The sequence below is a fragment of the Ruegeria sp. CF5 genome (assembly GCF_056537325.1).
Genome location: NZ_JBQFRI010000002.1, coordinates 106,437 through 122,773 on the forward strand (window position 1 = coordinate 106,437; position 16,337 = coordinate 122,773).

12 protein-coding genes and 3 tRNA genes are annotated in these 16,337 nt (G+C 55.1%); 7 read left to right on the forward strand and 8 right to left on the reverse strand.

Features of this window, described 5'->3' with window-relative positions; genetic code table 11:
• Window positions 1-4 precede the first annotated feature (4 nt).
• The 3 genes from ACR0NW_RS06730 (at window position 5) to ACR0NW_RS06740 (ending at window position 2,442) form a co-directional block, all read left to right on the forward strand.
• A complete protein-coding gene (locus ACR0NW_RS06730) occupies window positions 5-1,045 on the forward strand; it encodes an enoyl-CoA hydratase/isomerase family protein (protein WP_480449728.1) in 1,041 nt (346 codons plus the stop codon).
• Window positions 1,046-1,048: 3 nt separating this feature from the next.
• On the forward strand, window positions 1,049-1,921 hold the full coding sequence (mmsB, locus tag ACR0NW_RS06735) for a 3-hydroxyisobutyrate dehydrogenase (RefSeq protein ID WP_480449729.1): 873 nt from the start codon (window positions 1,049-1,051) through the stop codon (window positions 1,919-1,921).
• A 119-nt stretch (window positions 1,922-2,040) separates the two neighbouring features.
• Window positions 2,041-2,442 carry a hypothetical protein gene (locus tag ACR0NW_RS06740; RefSeq protein WP_480449730.1) on the forward strand — a complete coding sequence of 134 codons (402 nt, stop codon included), beginning with the start codon at window positions 2,041-2,043 and terminating at the stop codon, window positions 2,440-2,442.
• 66 nt (window positions 2,443-2,508) lie between these two features.
• On the opposite strand, the gene uvrA is transcribed toward ACR0NW_RS06740, so the two are convergent.
• From uvrA to ACR0NW_RS06760, 4 genes are all read right to left on the reverse strand, one after another.
• Window positions 2,509-5,367 (reverse strand): excinuclease ABC subunit UvrA, encoded by a 2,859-nt coding sequence (gene uvrA / locus ACR0NW_RS06745; RefSeq protein WP_480449731.1) that lies wholly within the window; start codon window positions 5,365-5,367, stop codon window positions 2,509-2,511.
• A gap of 106 nt (window positions 5,368-5,473) precedes the next feature.
• Window positions 5,474-5,995, reverse strand: coding sequence for a class I SAM-dependent methyltransferase (locus ACR0NW_RS06750; RefSeq protein WP_480449732.1), 522 nt, complete (start codon window positions 5,993-5,995; stop codon window positions 5,474-5,476).
• Window positions 5,996-6,236: 241 nt separating this feature from the next.
• Window positions 6,237-6,313: transfer RNA gene (locus ACR0NW_RS06755), tRNA-Asp, on the reverse strand.
• Between the two features lie 50 nt (window positions 6,314-6,363).
• Window positions 6,364-6,440 (reverse strand) — tRNA-Asp (locus ACR0NW_RS06760).
• A 36-nt stretch (window positions 6,441-6,476) separates the two neighbouring features.
• On the opposite strand from ACR0NW_RS06760, the gene ACR0NW_RS06765 reads away from it, so the two are divergent.
• The 4 genes from ACR0NW_RS06765 (at window position 6,477) to ACR0NW_RS06780 (ending at window position 10,859) form a co-directional block, all read left to right on the forward strand.
• Entirely contained in the window at window positions 6,477-6,689 is a 213-nt protein-coding gene (locus ACR0NW_RS06765) for a hypothetical protein (protein WP_480449733.1), read from the forward strand.
• A 307-nt stretch (window positions 6,690-6,996) separates the two neighbouring features.
• Window positions 6,997-8,841, forward strand: a complete 1,845-nt coding sequence (locus ACR0NW_RS06770; RefSeq protein WP_480449734.1) for a M10 family metallopeptidase C-terminal domain-containing protein — start codon at window positions 6,997-6,999, stop codon at window positions 8,839-8,841.
• Window positions 8,842-9,070: 229 nt separating this feature from the next.
• Window positions 9,071-9,145: transfer RNA gene (locus ACR0NW_RS06775), tRNA-Val, on the forward strand.
• Window positions 9,146-9,272: 127 nt separating this feature from the next.
• Window positions 9,273-10,859, forward strand: a complete 1,587-nt coding sequence (locus ACR0NW_RS06780; protein WP_480449735.1) for an APC family permease — start codon at window positions 9,273-9,275, stop codon at window positions 10,857-10,859.
• A gap of 52 nt (window positions 10,860-10,911) precedes the next feature.
• Here the strand turns inward: ACR0NW_RS06780 and lon are convergent, their stop codons facing one another.
• The 4 genes from lon to ACR0NW_RS06800 all read right to left on the reverse strand — a co-directional run bounded on the left by lon (window position 10,912) and on the right by ACR0NW_RS06800 (window position 16,199).
• Complete coding sequence (gene lon / locus ACR0NW_RS06785; RefSeq protein WP_480449736.1) at window positions 10,912-13,320, reverse strand: endopeptidase La; 2,409 nt, start codon at window positions 13,318-13,320, stop codon at window positions 10,912-10,914.
• Window positions 13,321-13,588: 268 nt separating this feature from the next.
• The gene (locus ACR0NW_RS06790) at window positions 13,589-13,999 is read right to left on the reverse strand and encodes a DUF6636 domain-containing protein (RefSeq protein ID WP_170652327.1); all 411 of its coding nucleotides are present in this window, start codon (window positions 13,997-13,999) and stop codon (window positions 13,589-13,591) included.
• A 94-nt stretch (window positions 14,000-14,093) separates the two neighbouring features.
• Window positions 14,094-15,224, reverse strand: coding sequence for a tRNA guanosine(34) transglycosylase Tgt (tgt, locus tag ACR0NW_RS06795; RefSeq protein ID WP_480450163.1), 1,131 nt, complete (start codon window positions 15,222-15,224; stop codon window positions 14,094-14,096).
• 63 nt (window positions 15,225-15,287) lie between these two features.
• Window positions 15,288-16,199: a nucleoside hydrolase gene (locus ACR0NW_RS06800; protein ID WP_480449737.1), complete on the reverse strand. Its 912-nt coding sequence runs from the start codon at window positions 16,197-16,199 to the stop codon at window positions 15,288-15,290.
• Between the last annotated feature and the right edge of the window lie 138 nt (window positions 16,200-16,337).

Here is a 16,337-nt window from a genome sequence, read left to right on the forward strand (position 1 = left end):
CATCATGGCTGACATTGATATCCGCGTTGCCGGTCGCGCCGGTCGCATCACGCTGACCCGGCCACATGCTCTGAACGCGATGAGCTATGACATGTGCATGGCGATCGACACCGCAATGCGCAATTGGCGCGAGGATGACGACATCGATCTGATCGTGCTGGACGCCGAAGGCGAAAAGGCGTTCTGTGCGGGCGGCGATATTGCCGAATTGTACGAGACAGGCACCAACGGCGACTTTGAGTACGGCCGCACTTTCTGGCGCGATGAATATCGTATGAATGCGATGATCTTTGAGTATCCCAAGCCAGTGGTCAGTTTTCTTCAAGGCTTCACGATGGGCGGCGGCGTCGGTATCGGCTGCCATGGGACGCACCGGGTCGTCGGGGAAAGCTCAAAAATCGCGATGCCCGAATGCGGAATTGGTCTTATCCCGGATGTTGGCGGAACACTTATGCTGGCGCTCGCGCCCGGACGCAGCGGCGAATATCTTGGAATGACGGCAGGCCGAATGGGTCCCGATGACGCCATTTTTGCGGGCTTCGCAGATCACTACATCCCGCAGGAGAATTGGGGCTCCCTGATTGCAATGCTTGAGGCATCGGGTGACGCGAGCCATATCGAATCCCACGCGCAAAAAGCCGACCCGGGCAAACTCCGGGACGAACAGGCGATGATAGACAAACATTTCTCTGGTGAAACACTTGGCGATATTCTGAATTCTCTGCAAAACGATCAAAGTGAATTCGCTCAGAACGCGCTTAAAGCGCTAAACCGAAACTCACCTATATCCATGGCCTGCACCGCCGAAATGCTTCATCGCCTGCGCACGCCATCGCTGACCATCCGCAAATCTCTGGAACTTGAGTACCGGTTTACGCACCGTGCGATGGAACACGGGGATTTTCTGGAAGGAATCCGCGCTCAGATCATTGACAAAGACCGCAACCCTGATTGGCAATACGCCGATATGGACGTGCCCGGCGTGGCCGTTTCCAAAATGCTGCAACCTCTTGGCAAAGATGCCCTGACATTCGAGGAGGATTGAGAGATGAAGATAGGTTTCATTGGCCTTGGCAACATGGGTGCGCCAATGGCGGCCAACCTCGCGAAAGCGGGCCACGAAGTCATCGGTTTTGACATGGCGGATATCTCGGTCGACGGCGTCGCGATGGCTGAAACTGCGGCAGGCGCAGCGACGGGCGCTGACGTTGTAGTTACGATGCTACCTAATGGCCGCATCCTCCGCTCAGTCGCCAACGAAATCATCCCCGCAATGATTCAGGGCGCCGCATTTGTCGATTGTTCTACGGTGGACGTTGAAAGCGCGCGAGCTGTCGCCGACCAGGCCACTTCCGCCGGATTACTTGCCGTGGATGCCCCGGTTTCCGGCGGCATCGGAGGCGCCGCGGCGGGTACACTGACCTTTATGGCCGGTGGCTCAGACGACGCATTCGCCAAGGCCACACCGCTTTTCGACATCATGGGTCAAAAGGCAGTTCATTGCGGCGAGTCGGGTGCGGGTCAGGCTGCCAAAATCTGCAACAACATGATCCTTGGCGTAACCATGATCGCCACATGCGAAGCATTCGCGCTGGCTGACAAACTGGGCCTTGACCGGCAGAAAATGTTCGATGTCGTCTCAACCTCTTCCGGCTACAGCTGGACCATGAATGCATATTGCCCCGCTCCGGGCGTCGGACCACAAAGCCCGGCCGACAATGAATATTTGCCGGGATTTGCCGCAGAACTGATGCTCAAGGATTTGCGCCTCAGCCAACAGGCAGCCGAAAGCGCCGATGCGGACACACCGATGGGTCAAGCAGCAACCACGCTGTACGAAACTTTCGTCGAGCAGGAAGACGGACAAGGTATGGATTTCAGCGCCATGCTGCCAAGGTTCGAAAAACGCGGTCGCAGCTAACGCGGTCGCTCTGGCGGTTTCTTGCCTGCTGGTCGAAAACCGCTGCCCGGCGCCCTATCTTTCCTTTGTGGATACGCACTAAACCTGCGTAATCCTTCGATGCAAAGGAGCACGGGAATATGAAGACGTTGGTCCGTACTTTGATGGTTGTTGTTCTTGCCCTTGGTCCGGCTGCCAGTTGGGCAGGTAACGGGAATGGTAAGGGAAAAGGCAAAAACAAGAACAGCCTGAAAGTGGAGCGCGTCTCACCGGGCTATAGTACCGTCGGCAAGCAAGCCTATCATTGCCCGCCGGGCCTCGCGAAAAAGGCTGTTCCATGTGTTCCGCCCGGACAGGTGAAACAGCGCTACCGGGTTGGTGACTATATCACGCGGGATTATGTCTGGATCAATGATCCCTATCGGTACGGGTTGCGCCGCGACGGGTATTACGTGCGGGCCGGGGACTACGTCTACAGTGTTGACAGCGACACGCACAAGGTTCTGAACCTCATAGGCGCAGTGGCGGATATCCTCAACTGAGGAAGCTGAAATCCAGACCGTGCCATAGCGTGAATTTCCGATATGTCACGAACTGGAAAGCTGTCACTATTCCGCAGCTACGCGCTCCGGATTCAACATCGACTTTAGATAGTGACCGGTATGGCTGTGTGTACACTCGGCGACATCCTCAGGCGTGCCTTCAGCTACAATCTGCCCTCCTCCGTCGCCACCTTCGGGGCCGATATCAATGATATGATCCGCCGTTTTGACAACATCCAGATTGTGTTCGATCACGACAACCGTGTTCCCTTGCTCGACCAGTTCGTGCAACACTTCCAACAGCTTGCGCACATCTTCAAAATGCAGCCCCGTGGTCGGCTCGTCCAGAATATACAGCGTGCGCCCCGTAGACCGCTTGCTGAGTTCCTTTGACAGCTTCACCCTTTGCGCTTCACCGCCCGACAGCGTCGTCGCCTGTTGGCCCACCTTGATATACCCAAGTCCGACGCGTGCCAGCGCATCCATTTTGTCCCTGATGGACGGCACCGCCTTAAAGAACTCCTGCGCATCCTCGACTGTCATATCCAAAACATCGGCGATGGATTTTCCCTTGAACTTGATCTCGAGGGTCTCGCGGTTGTAACGCGCACCCTTGCAGGTTTCGCAGGTCACATAGACATCGGGCAAAAAGTGCATCTCGATCTTGATGACACCGTCCCCCTGACAGGCTTCGCATCGTCCGCCTTTGACGTTGAAACTGAATCGGCCCGGCTTATAGCCGCGCGCCTTGGCCTCTGGCAGTCCTGCAAACCAGTCCCGGATCGGGGTAAACGCCCCGGTATATGTGGCTGGGTTCGATCGGGGTGTTCGTCCAATCGGTCGTTGGTCGATATCAATGACCTTATCCAGATGCTCCAGCCCCTTGATCGTCTCACAGGGTGCAGGCGTCTGACGCGCTCCATTCAGGCGCATCGAAGCAGTCTTGAACAACGTCTCGATGGTCAGCGTGGATTTTCCACCACCGGACACGCCAGTAACACATACGAACTTGCCCAGAGGGAAGTCTGCCGTGACATTCTTGAGGTTGTTGCCCGTGGCTTTGACCACCGACACCTTCTTGCCATTCCCCTTTCGCCGGGTTGCGGGCACTGCAATCTCACGTGTTCCGGACAAGTATTGCCCGGTGATCGACGAGGTGTCCGATGCAATATGATCGGGCGTTCCGTGACTGACGACCTCGCCACCGTGCACCCCTGCCCCCGGCCCGATGTCGAACACATAATCCGCCTCGCGGATGGCTTCCTCGTCATGCTCGACCACGATCACGGTATTGCCCTGATCACGCAGGTTCTTAAGCGTTCCCAGCAGTCGGTCATTGTCGCGCTGGTGCAATCCGATCGAAGGCTCGTCCAACACATAAAGAACGCCGGTCAGACCTGAACCGATCTGACTTGCCAGACGAATACGCTGGCTTTCGCCACCTGAAAGGGTCCCGCTGGACCGGGACAGCGTAAGGTATTCCAATCCAACGTTATTCAGGAATCCCAGTCGTTCGCGTATCTCCTTGAGGATGGCACGCGCGATCTCGTTCTTTTGCGCGCTCAGGTGGTTTGGCGCATCTTCGATCCAGCTCAACGCCTCACGAATGGACATTTGCACCACGTTACCGGCGTGCATCCCTGCAATCTTGACGGCCAGCGCCTCTTCTCTCAGGCGGTGACCCCGGCATGTGCCGCAGGGGCGGTTATTCTGATACCTTTCGAACTCTTCACGAATCCAGGCGCTGTCCGTCTCACGGTAACGACGTTCCATATTCGGGATGACGCCTTCAAACGTACGGGTCACCTGATAAACCCTGCCGCCCTCGTCATACCGGAACTGGATTTCCTCATCCCCGGACCCGTACAGGAACACCTGCTGCACTTTCTCCGGCAGGTTTTTCCACGCCGTGTTCTTGTCGAACTCATAGTGCCGGGCAATCGCTTCGATGGTCTGAAGGAAGTACGGCGACTTGCCTTTGCGCCAAGGGGCCAAAGCGCCATCATATACTTTTAGGGTCTGGTCCGGCACCACGAGGCGTTCGTCAAAAAACAACTCAACGCCCAGCCCGTCGCAATCCGGGCATGCCCCAAACGGAGCATTGAACGAAAACAGACGCGGTTCGATCTCTGGAATCGTGAACCCACTGACCGGACAGGCAAAGTTCTCTGAGAATGTAAGCCGCTCTGCTTCGCCTTCACGTGGTGCGGTCTCCAGAATCGCAATGCCATCCGCCAGATCCAGTGCGGTACGCAAACTGTCGGCCAGCCGGGTTTCCATGCCTTCGCGCACGACAAGACGATCAACAACAACGTCAATGTCATGCCGGAATTTCTTATCCAGCACAGGCGGCTCGTCCAGTTCATAAAACTCGCCATCAACCTTGACCCGCTGGAACCCCTGTTTGCGGAGCTCAAGGAATTCCTTTTTGTATTCGCCTTTACGGTCGCGCACGATTGGAGCCAGAAGGTAACCCCGCGTCCCCTCCTCCATTGCCATGATTCTGTCGACCATGTCCTGAACCTGCTGTGCCTCGATCGGCAATCCGGTTGCAGGGCTGAAAGGTGTTCCCGCGCGCGCAAAAAGCAGGCGCAGATAGTCATAAATCTCGGTCACCGTGCCAACGGTCGAGCGTGGGTTTTTCGATGTGGTCTTTTGTTCAATCGAGATTGCCGGGGAAAGGCCGCTTATGTGATCCACATCCGGCTTTTCCATCATATCCAGGAACTGGCGCGCATAGGCCGAAAGGCTTTCGACATAGCGGCGCTGCCCTTCGGCATAGATGGTGTCAAACGCAAGTGACGACTTGCCGGAACCGGACAGGCCAGTGATCACCACCAGCTGATCGCGCGGGATATCCACGTCGATATTTTTGAGATTGTGCTCGCGCGCGCCGCGCACCTCAATATTCTTCAGCTCAGCCATTTCGGCCCCCAACAAACAAGTGTCCTAGAGATAGGCGAGCTGAGCCGAGACTCCAACCGAAAAATGCGAACGAATAGTGAACAAGCAAGATTTCACCCGGTTTGCCTCATTCGTGGCTTTTCCGGGCCAGCGCCCAGGCGACGATCGGAAAGTTCGGGTCATTGTCCAGAACGTCCGTGTCCGGTTTGAAGACAGGTGGCCATTCAGGTTCCAAGTTTCGAATGGCCGCCTGACGATTCCCCCATTGCTCGGCCTTGATTGCGGATGGATCAAACCCTGCTTCAAGCAGAAGGTTCTTCAATCCTCGCGCCGACCAGCGCGAGCAATCCTGTGGAGCCGCATGAAATGGCACAAAAAATGGGACAGCCAGCCAAAAGTATCCACCGGGGCGCAGCATCTCAAGAACGTTCAACGTGGCCTCATACGGTCGGTCCAGATGTTCCCAGACCTGATTGGCGACAATCAGATCAAACTTCAGCACCGCCCCCCGTTCATCCAGAAATGGGCCCGCGCAGATATCATGTTGCGGCAAGCGGAACTGTCGATAGCTTTGAAATCCGAATTGCTTACCCCACTTTCCCGAGATTTCAGCAACCTCCAGATTCTGCGGCCCTAGGGAACGGATCATTCTTTTACTGCGCCGCGCCATCACGACGCGATTCAAACTGGCCAAAACTCACCCCTGACATTTTGCGTTTCCGGAAATAGCCGCCACGTGGTGGTCAGACGTTTTCCAGAGGATGGAATGCAGCAGAATACTGGTGATTCAAGATTTTCCGAAACGATTCACGCCAGATTGGGGCCGCTTGTTGGCAAAATCACCACGAAGCGCCCGGTATGGGCAATATTTTTCGCTTCTCTGAGGAAAGTGGCGCGGTTGACGGGGCTCGAACCCGCGACCCCCGGCGTGACAGGCCGGTACTCTAACCAACTGAGCTACAACCGCGCATTAGGGTCTTTTCCTGATCCATTTGCCCGGATCAAAGGCTGACAGTGTGGCGCGGTTGACGGGGCTCGAACCCGCGACCCCCGGCGTGACAGGCCGGTACTCTAACCAACTGAGCTACAACCGCTCACTGTCCGTTCATCGCTGAACGTTTGGGTGTATTATGGCTACACCCCGGCATCGTCAAGCGGCGTTTCCAACTTTTTTCGCGTGTTCCGCTTTTTTCCTGATCGCCGGTTCTTTCCATCCCAGTGTCCCCGGCATGCCAATGGCGGAAAAAATCAACTCTGGCCGGCAAACAGATAAGATGATGATGTCGCTGGTTCAGGCAAATTTTGAACGATTGCAGCAAAAGCACCAAACAACCATGGCATGAGTCAGCCCGTCAAACCGTCAGACATTTGTTACGTTTAGAGAATGTCACAACCTCGCTGTTTGCAGCGGCAATGGACGTGTCGGAACTGTCGAAAGTATCAAAAAAATACATTGTGACACAAACGCCAGCCCATTCCCTCACTTTTGCCGCATCTGGCACTATGTTCTTGCATCGAAAGAAAATAGAAGGTTTAGACCCATTTGGGGGCGTATCACTCTGGAACTAACAGACTTTCTGCAGGTCGCCTGAGAAATAGATTGCAGGCGGCCAAGCCGCAGAAAACTATGGACTTTTGAGGTGCACATAGATGTCAAGTACGGTAAATGATTTTGGTTCAAATCTTACTGGTAAAGCATATGTTGATGGATTGATCTGGGGATCATCCTGGAACATGAACACAAATTTCGGCGGTGCAGCTGGAACACTAACGTATTCGTTTGATCCGGGGCTGCATACTTTTCAAACTTGGGAAAAGAACGCCTTTCGGGAAGCCATTGCAACGATCGAGACGATCATCCCCGTCGACTATGTCGAGGTTCCTTCCGGAAATCCCGGTTCAATCTACGCCGAGAATTTTAGGTACGCGCTCGTACCCTCCAACTTTTTTCCCGTCCCGGGTGTAGCTGGCGCTCATGGTGCGCCGGGAAGCAAGCTTCTCACGATCGGCGGCAAAGATACGTTGTATGGATTGTTTTCCTACGACTCGTTTGTGTGGACACCCGCCTCTCTGCAAAAAGGTGGTCAAGGTTTTGAAACCATCATGCACGAGATGCTTCATGGGCTCGGGATCGCCCATCCGCATGACAACGGTGGCACATCATCTGTGTTTCCCGGCGTTTCGTCGTCTTTTGGTGACTATGGCACAGATGGGCAAAACCAGGGTGTTTACACCATCATGTCATACAACGCGGGCCACCCGACACATATTCAAACCATTTCAACCGCGTACGGACACTCCTCAACTCCGATGGCGTTGGACATAGCCGCGCTGCAAGCCATTTACGGGACAAAGGCACACAACACAGGAAACAACGTCTATACGCTTGACGACATTAACAAGGCCGGGACCTCGTGGTCCTGCATCTGGGACACCGGCGGTACAGATACAATTTCTGCTCAGAACGCGAATCGGGGCGTTTATATCAACCTTAACGATGCTGACCTGACAGGAAGCGATGCCGGAGGCATCCCCTCATACGCAAATGGCATCATTGGTGGTTTTACAATTGCCAACGGGGTCAAAATCGAAAATGCGATCGGCGGAAACAGAAGTGACGTGATCGGCGGCAACGAGCTTGGCAACCAAATTAGCGGCAACGGCGGTAACGATACGCTTCGTGGCAACGGCGGCAATGATACTCTGCGTGGCGGCAGCGGTCATGACAATCTGTTGGGCGGCACAGGGTCGGATAGAGTCTATGGTGATAGCGGGCACGACAAACTCTACGCCTCCACTGGCAATGATTTCCTGCAAGGTGGCGCCGGGCTGGACTGGTACATAAACAACACCGGCACACGATCCTCCGTGAACCTCAACATTTCCACAGCGCAGAATACCGGGCTAGGAAACGACACCATCCAGGGTATTGAAAACCTGCAGGGGGGAACAGCCTCGGATGTCTTCATCGGCACCGGAGCAGCCAACATCCTCAAAGGGGCCAAAGGAAAAGATCACCTGTTCGGAAAGGCTGGTGAAGACCATTTGATTGGCGGTTTGGGCGATGACATCGTTAACGGTGGCGCCAACAATGACACTCTGTACGGTCAGGATGGTCAGGATTTTCTGGTTGGTGAACAAGGCCGGGACAAGTTGTTTGGTGGACAAGGTGCGGATCATTTTGTCTTTAAAGACATCGGCGACAGCGCCAGCAACAGCGTTCAGGCTGACGTGATCCGTGACTTTAAGTCCGGTGTGGACAAAATCAACCTGCGTCAAATCGATGCCAGCACAGTCTTGTCCGGTGACAATTCATTTACCTTTGATGGCCAACGAAAGACTGGAACCGACGACGAAGGTGAAATCTACTTTAGAAAATCCGTCGCCGACAATCACACGCTGGTCTACATCGACAACGACAACGATACTGACGTTGAGATGGTCATCAGACTTATCGGTTTACACAACCTTACAGCGGATGACTTCATCCTCTAACCGGCTGAATGGAGCCATATTGCCAATTCGGCAGGCACCAAACACAACATCCGCATCGGATAGCTGCCCCAACTTAATAATTGGGGCAGCTGATCAACCGGTTTCATGCTCCTGTTTCCTGCGAAGTTTCAGGGCAGCAATTCACTTCTTATTTCCTATTGCTGCCCTTCAACATTCGTCTACGCCCCCCTTGCAGCACTCTACAACTCGCTGTAAGACCCCCGATCATGGGTGATTAGCTCAGTGGTAGAGCGCTTCGTTCACATCGAAGATGTCAGGAGTTCAAATCTCTTATCACCCACCATTTTCTTTCTGCATCCGACGATTTCTGTAACCGGTTCTCTGCGACCGAAAGGCTTGTTTAGCCTTGCAACCCGTGTAGGCTGCTCATTCTGATCAGTATTTTCTTAAATCCATAAACGGGTCGCAGAATGGCAAAGATGAAGCGGGAAATCGGCCTGATTGGACTTACCTTCATTTCTGTCGGCGGCATTATCGGATCAGGCTGGCTGTTTGGACCATTGCTTGCCGTTCAACAAGCAGGCCCGGCGGCAATCCTGTCATGGCTTTTGGGCGCGGCGGCCATGTTTATTCTGGCCATTACATTCGCCGAGATATCGGCCATGCTTCCAATCCCCGGTGGAATTGCCCGTGTGCCCCAGTTTTCGCATGGGAATATAGTGTCCATGGCAATGGGTTGGAGCGCCTGGATCGGCTACAATACCACGGCCCCGATCGAAGTTGAGGCTATGCTAAAGTATCTGGCCCCCTATGCCCCATGGCTTCACGTCGCGGGTACTGGAGATCTGACTGGGGCCGGAATTGCCATCGCATTGCTGCTCATGTTGATTTTCGTCGCTATTAATGCACTTGGAGTCAAATTCTTTGCCCAAGTAAATGCGACATTAACCTGGGCAAAGATAGGCATTCCGATCCTGCTTTCGATCCTTTTGATCTCAACGCGGTTTAATGGGGCTAACTTTACCAATACCGGTGGATTTGCCCCGTATGGACTGCATGGCATCATGGCCGCTGTGTCGACCGGAGGTGTGATTTTTTCTTTCATCGGATTCCGGCATGTAGTGGATATGGCCGGCGAAGCGCGCAATCCCAAATTTACCATTCCTGCCGCCCTTGTTCTGTCCATTTTGCTCTGCGCACTCATTTATCTTGGCCTGCAGATCGCTTTCATCGGCGCGTTGGACAGCGACGCCCTGAAAAACGGGTGGGCCAGTCTGAATTTCGGCGGCGAAGGTCCTCTGGACGGTGTCATCATGTCCGTTGGTCTGGTTTGGTTTCTAAGTCTGCTCAATGTTGGCTCTGTCATAGGGCCATTTGGAAACGGGCTGGTCGCCACCGGCTCCAACGCCCGAATTGCACTTGCGTTGTCTAAAAACGGTTTCCTGCCCGGTATGTTGCAGAAATTATCGTCCTTCGGCGTTCCACTATGGGCTTTAGGCCTCAATTTTCTGGTCGGGGTTTTGTTTTTGCTGACCATCCCGTTCAACGAGGTCATTGCACTGAACGGGGCGGCAATTGTTCTGTCATTCGCAGTCGGCCCGATAGCAGTTGTGTGCTTACGGGACTTGCTGCCTGATCACCCGCGCTCGGTTCGTTTACCGGCAGTTCGCCTGGTCGGGGTTCTGGCCTTCGCCATAGCGACATTAATCGTGTATTGGAGCGGCTGGGACACTGTTTGGCGGCTTGGTTTAGCGCTGATCGTTGGGTTGTTGCTTTTACTGGCTCGGTTTTCCGGCAAGCTAGGGGAAATGGACATCACCGAAGCGCTGTGGCTGATACCATATTTTATTGGCATCGGCCTAATATCCTATCTCGGTCAATTCGGTGAGGGCGCGCAAAAGCAAATCCCGTTCGGTTGGGACATTGTCGTCTGCGCAGTCTTTTCGGTCGTCATCTTTGTTCTGGCCGTGCGTTCTGCACTGCCGCAGGACAAGTTTCAGGAATACATCGTTGAAGAGGAAATCCTTGATCCGACCAAACCGGTCGTCGGCTTTTAATCGACAAAAAAAACGGGCCCTAAGGCCCGCCTTTAAAAACTGAACTTCGCGGTCAATGCGCCGTTGCCGACCGCCCGCTGCCTTCTGTAGATTTGGCGGCTGCGGCTGCGGCTTCTTCCGCAGCCTCATCCCATTCAATCGGCTCGGGCTCGTGAACCAACGCAAGTTTCAGGACTTCGGAAACATGGCTGACCGGGATGATCTTAAGCCCCTCTTTCACATTGTCGGGAATCTCGGGCAGATCTTTTTCATTTTCCTGCGGGATCAACACGGTTTTGATACCACCGCGCAGCGCCGCAAGCAGCTTCTCTTTGAGCCCGCCAATCGCCAGCGCATTCCCGCGCAGGGTAACTTCGCCTGTCATGGCAATATCTTTGCGCACCGGGATTCCGGTCAGCACCGATACAATTGATGTCACCATTGCCAGACCAGCCGACGGACCATCCTTAGGCGTCGCCCCTTCGGGCACGTGCACGTGGATGTCCCATTTGTCGAACTGCGGCGGTTTGATACCCAGGCTGGGCGAAATCGACCGCACATACGAGGACGCAGCCTCGATCGATTCCTTCATCACATCACCCAGTTTACCTGTGGTCTTCATCCGCCCCTTGCCCGGCAGGCGCAGCGCTTCGATGGACAACAGTTCGCCACCGACCGAGGTATAGGCCAGACCGGTTACCACACCGACTTGATCCTCAAGCTCTGCCAGACCAAAGCGGAACTTGGGCACACCAAGAAACTCATCCAGATTTTCAGGCGTCACAGTAACGGATTCAGCCTCTTTCTTGATGATCTTGGTCAGCGATTTCCGCGCCACCTTGGCAATCTCACGCTCCAGATTACGTACGCCCGCCTCGCGGGTGTAGGTACGGATGATCGATGTCAAAGCTTCGTCGGTCAGCTCGAATTCCTTGGCCTTCAGGCCATGGTTCTTGACCTGCTTGCTGATCAGGTGCTGCTTGGCAATCTCACGCTTTTCATCCTCGGTATAACCGGCCAGCGGGATGATCTCCATCCGGTCCAGCAGCGGTCCAGGCATGTTGTAGCTGTTCGAGGTGGTCAGGAACATCACGTTCGACAGGTCGTATTCAACCTCAAGATAGTGATCCATGAATGTGCTGTTCTGTTCGGGATCCAACACTTCAAGCATCGCCGACGCCGGATCACCACGGAAATCCTGCCCCATCTTGTCGATCTCGTCGAGCAGGATGAGCGGGTTCGTGGTTTTCGCCTTTTTCAGCGCCTGAATGATCTTGCCGGGCATTGACCCGATATAGGTCCGGCGGTGGCCACGAATTTCGGATTCGTCGCGCACACCACCCAACGAAATGCGAATGAATTCGCGTCCGGTTGCACGGGCAACTGACTTACCCAGCGATGTCTTACCCACGCCCGGCGGTCCGACAAGGCACAGGATCGGCCCCTTCAGCTTTTTCGAACGTTGTTGCACAGCCAGATATTCGACAATCCGCTCTTTAACCTTTTCAAGGCCATAATGGTCGTCATCCAGAATGTCCTGCGCCTTACCCAGGTCCTTTTTCACGCGGGATTTGGTGCCCCATGGCAGCGCCAGAATCCAATCGAGGTAGTTGCGCACCACCGTGGCCTCGGCAGACATGGGCGACATGTTCCTGAGCTTTTTCAGCTCGCCCTCGGCCTTTTCGCGCGCCTCTTTCGACAGCTTAGTTTCGGCGATTTTCTCTTCCAGTTCGGCAACTTCGTTCTTGCCGTCCTCGCCATCACCCAGTTCCTGCTGAATGGCCTTCATCTGCTCATTCAGGTAGTATTCGCGCTGGGTCTTCTCCATCTGGGATTTGACACGCGTCTTGATCTTTTTCTCGACCTGCAGAACAGACATTTCGCCCTGCATCAGGCCATAGACCTTCTCCAACCGCTCGCTGACGCTGAGGGTTTCCAGCAGGTCCTGCTTCTGCTCGACCTCAATCCCCAGATGGCCAGCAACCAGATCGGCCAGCTTTGCGGATTCGGTTGTTTCACCAACCGCGGCCAGCGCCTCTTCGGGAATGTTCTTGCGAACCTTGGCATATCGCTCGAACTCGTCCGTGACGGTTCGCAGCAGCGCCTCGGTGGTGGTGACATCGCCGGGGATTTCCGTGAGGTATTCCGCGCGGGCCTCGAAAAAATCTTCATTTTCAAGGAATTCAGTGATTTTTACGCGCGCCTGACCTTCGACCAGCACCTTGACCGTGCCGTCGGGCAGTTTCAGCAACTGCAGCACATTGGCCAGCACACCCGCTTTGTAGATGCCGTCTGTATCGGGATCGTCCACGCTGGGGTCGATCTGGCTTGATAGCAGGATCTGCTTATCGTCCTGCATCACCTCTTCCAGCGCGCGAACCGATTTGTCGCGGCCCACAAAAAGCGGCACGATCATGTGCGGGAACACCACGATATCGCGAAGCGGCAGTACGGGGTATGAGGAATTCAGAGGCTCTTGCATGCTCTATCCTTATCGTTGGCAAGACGACACCGGTCCCTTATCAAGGCAACCCTCGGCCATCTCCTGTCTTGGACGGTAAAGGTGGGGCGCAAACACGGCCTTTTCAACCTCACCATCGGCTTTGTGTGCGGCAGCATGGCTTGAGTACTCGGGGACTGCAAGCCATGGCACGTCAGATTCCTGTCTTTTGGCCTCAGAATTTCAAACAGGACAGCAGGCTGGGCGATCTCAGCACCGATGCGGGCACGGTGGCCAATCACGCTCGGCGTCAAAAGATCATCTGAACAGCGCGGGACAGAAAGAAACCGTGTCCATCCCGGTTTCGACAATCCAGCCCTTTGCGTGACGACTGGCAAACAAACCCGCCGAACCTTCCGGTCACGCCATATTCCGCGCGGTCGAAACCATCCCGGTTACGGTTCAATGGTTCGCACAGCATTGTGGCCGGACCGGTATCACGCATGAAAAAACTGTGCCCCCAATCCGAAATACAATCGGCAGGACGAGGCGCGGCTGGCTGGCCGTGTCGTTCAATGATGGTGCAGTAGATATCCGAGAAATTGGCCTCTTGCCCGACCGAACACTGGATATTCTCTGACGGTGTTTCGAACGTCCAGACGTCCGAATAAGTTGGCGATGCGGTAACCAAAAGGGCAATGAACCAAGCTGAGCGCGACATACTCGTACTCCAAATGCAAATTTCGAAAACTGCGGACTAAAATCGGCTTTAGCCTACATTGTTTCGCGAAATTTGTCACTGAAGCACCGAAGGCTCACAGCGGTTCGATATCCCCCTGATCCCGCTGCGCATGAAATTCCGCCTGCCACGCCTTAAACGTCCCGGCGGCAATCGCTTCGCGCATTCCCTGCATGATTTCCTGAAAATAGTGCAGGTTATGCCAGGTCAGCAGCATGCCCGAGATCATCTCGTTGGCGCGAAATACGTGGTGCAGATAGGCGCGGGAATAGTTGGAACAGGCCGGACAGGTGCATTGCTCGTCCAGCGGGCGCGGATCGTCGGCGTGGCGAGCATTCTTGATGTTGACCACCCCAAAACGGGTAAAGACCTGCCCGGTGCGGCCAGAACGCGACGGCAGCACACAATCCATCATATCAATCCCGCGTGCGACCGCCCCAACGATGTCATCGGGCTTTCCAACGCCCATCAGATAGCGCGGCTTGTCTGTTGGCAGCATGTCAGGGGCAAAATCCAGAACTCCGAACATTGCCTCCTGCCCTTCGCCCACGGCCAGCCCCCCCACTGCATAGCCTTCAAAACCGATCTCTTTCAGCGCCTCAGCGGATTCCTCACGGAAATCCTGCTCCAGACCACCTTGCTGGATTCCAAACAGCGCATGACCCGGGCGGTCTCCGAAGGCATCACGCGACCGAGCAGCCCAACGCATCGACAGGCGCATCGACTCGGCGATACGCTTTCGGTCAGCGGGCAAAGCCGGGCATTCGTCAAAACACATTACGATATCGGATCCCAGCAATCGCTGAATCTCCATCGACCTCTCGGGAGTCAGCTCATGTTTGGAGCCGTCGATGTGCGATTTGAACGTCACACCCTTTTCGGTCAACTTCCGCAGCCCGGCTAGCGACATGACCTGAAACCCGCCCGAATCCGTCAGAATGGGGCGATCCCAGTTCATGAACTTGTGCAATCCGCCCAGCCGATCAATCCGTTCAGCAGTCGGGCGCAACATCAGGTGGTAGGTGTTGCCCAGCAGGATATCGGCGCCGGTGGCGCGCACGCTTTCTGGCATCATTGCTTTGACCGTTGCGGCAGTGCCGACCGGCATAAAAGCAGGCGTTCGCACCTCTCCGCGCGGGGTGTGAATAACCCCGGTGCGGGCTTTGCCGTCAGTGGCTTTCAGATCAAAGGAAAAACGCTCGGTCATGTCATCGCCTCGGGTCGCTGAACCGCGCAGGATTTGCCCGATCTGCCCGGTCATTGCAACCCGTCAAGGCAGCGACGCTACCCGGTCGGTAAACAGGCGTACAACCCCTGCCCCGTCCACATTGCGGCAAACCTGTACCGGTGGACGAGATACATCCGGACGGGTTGCACCTTTTTCCGGTCCGTCAACCTCAACGCGCAGCCCTGTCGTTTCAGTTTCGAACATCTGCTCGTGTGTGCAGGCGATGACGGCCGTTGAATCGTGCAAACCACACCCCTCCAACCCGCCAACATCCTTGTAGAACCTCAGATAGAAACGCGAAATGTCACGCAGAAACGCACCCATGTCGGGTGAGCGTTCTGCCAGCGCCTGAAAGTCAGCAGTCTCGTAAAGCGTCTTGAGCGTCACATCCAACCCGACCAGAACGGTTTCCGGTGGCGCGGCAAAGACCACATCGGCTGCATGCACGTCGTGATAGATATTCGCCTCGGCATGTTCGGTGATGTTGCCGGGGCAGAAAACGGCCCCTCCCATAATGACAAGACGGCCAAGGTTCGACGCGAATTCAGGGTCCAGTCGCATTGCATCAGCAATGTTGGTCAACGGACCGACCGCGCAAACCACCAGTTCCCCCTTATGCTTGCGCGCCATGTCTACAAGAAACTCGGCTGCGTTCAGCTGGTCGTTTTCGCCGATGTCCGGGATATCGATCATGTCCCCGAAACCTTCCGGGCCGTGAACGTGATCCGAGGGTTGATGGTTGTCCGCACCGTGTGCGACAGCCGCGCCTTGCGCAACTGGCACGTTAAGACTCAGCCTGTGTAGCAGATAACGGGCATTGCGGCTGGACTGATGAACATGGGTGTTCCCAAATACGGTAGTAAGACCCAGCAACTCGATTTCAGGTGCCGCAACAGCGTAAGCTATAGCCATGGCATCGTCGATGCCGGGATCGGTGTCGATAACTAGTTTCATGCGCGCCCGATAGCGCAATCGGGCAAGGATGCAAAGCAGTCACACGCCGGGTATTGCATGCCACCTGCCTACACGGACAGACTTGCGCCACACACGTTCCATTCATACCAGAGTTGAAAATCGACGACTCAACCCCCA

What these genes read in the sequence shown, in the direction of transcription:
- tgt (WP_480450163.1), bottom strand. Translation starts at nt 15,224, where the DNA reads ATGACCGAGCGTTTTTCCTTTGATCTGAAAGCCACTGACGGCAAAGCC.
- ACR0NW_RS06730 (WP_480449728.1), top strand. Translation starts at nt 5, where the DNA reads ATGGCTGACATTGATATCCGCGTTGCCGGTCGCGCCGGTCGCATCACG.
- ACR0NW_RS06770 (WP_480449734.1), top strand. Translation starts at nt 6,997, where the DNA reads ATGTCAAGTACGGTAAATGATTTTGGTTCAAATCTTACTGGTAAAGCA.
- ACR0NW_RS06780 (WP_480449735.1), top strand. Translation starts at nt 9,273, where the DNA reads ATGGCAAAGATGAAGCGGGAAATCGGCCTGATTGGACTTACCTTCATT.
- ACR0NW_RS06800 (WP_480449737.1), bottom strand. Translation starts at nt 16,199, where the DNA reads ATGAAACTAGTTATCGACACCGATCCCGGCATCGACGATGCCATGGCT.
- ACR0NW_RS06740 (WP_480449730.1), top strand. Translation starts at nt 2,041, where the DNA reads ATGAAGACGTTGGTCCGTACTTTGATGGTTGTTGTTCTTGCCCTTGGT.
- ACR0NW_RS06790 (WP_170652327.1), bottom strand. Translation starts at nt 13,999, where the DNA reads ATGTCGCGCTCAGCTTGGTTCATTGCCCTTTTGGTTACCGCATCGCCA.
- ACR0NW_RS06765 (WP_480449733.1), top strand. Translation starts at nt 6,477, where the DNA reads ATGGCTACACCCCGGCATCGTCAAGCGGCGTTTCCAACTTTTTTCGCG.
- mmsB (WP_480449729.1), top strand. Translation starts at nt 1,049, where the DNA reads ATGAAGATAGGTTTCATTGGCCTTGGCAACATGGGTGCGCCAATGGCG.
- uvrA (WP_480449731.1), bottom strand. Translation starts at nt 5,367, where the DNA reads ATGGCTGAGCTGAAGAATATTGAGGTGCGCGGCGCGCGCGAGCACAAT.
- lon (WP_480449736.1), bottom strand. Translation starts at nt 13,320, where the DNA reads ATGCAAGAGCCTCTGAATTCCTCATACCCCGTACTGCCGCTTCGCGAT.
- ACR0NW_RS06750 (WP_480449732.1), bottom strand. Translation starts at nt 5,995, where the DNA reads ATGATCCGTTCCCTAGGGCCGCAGAATCTGGAGGTTGCTGAAATCTCG.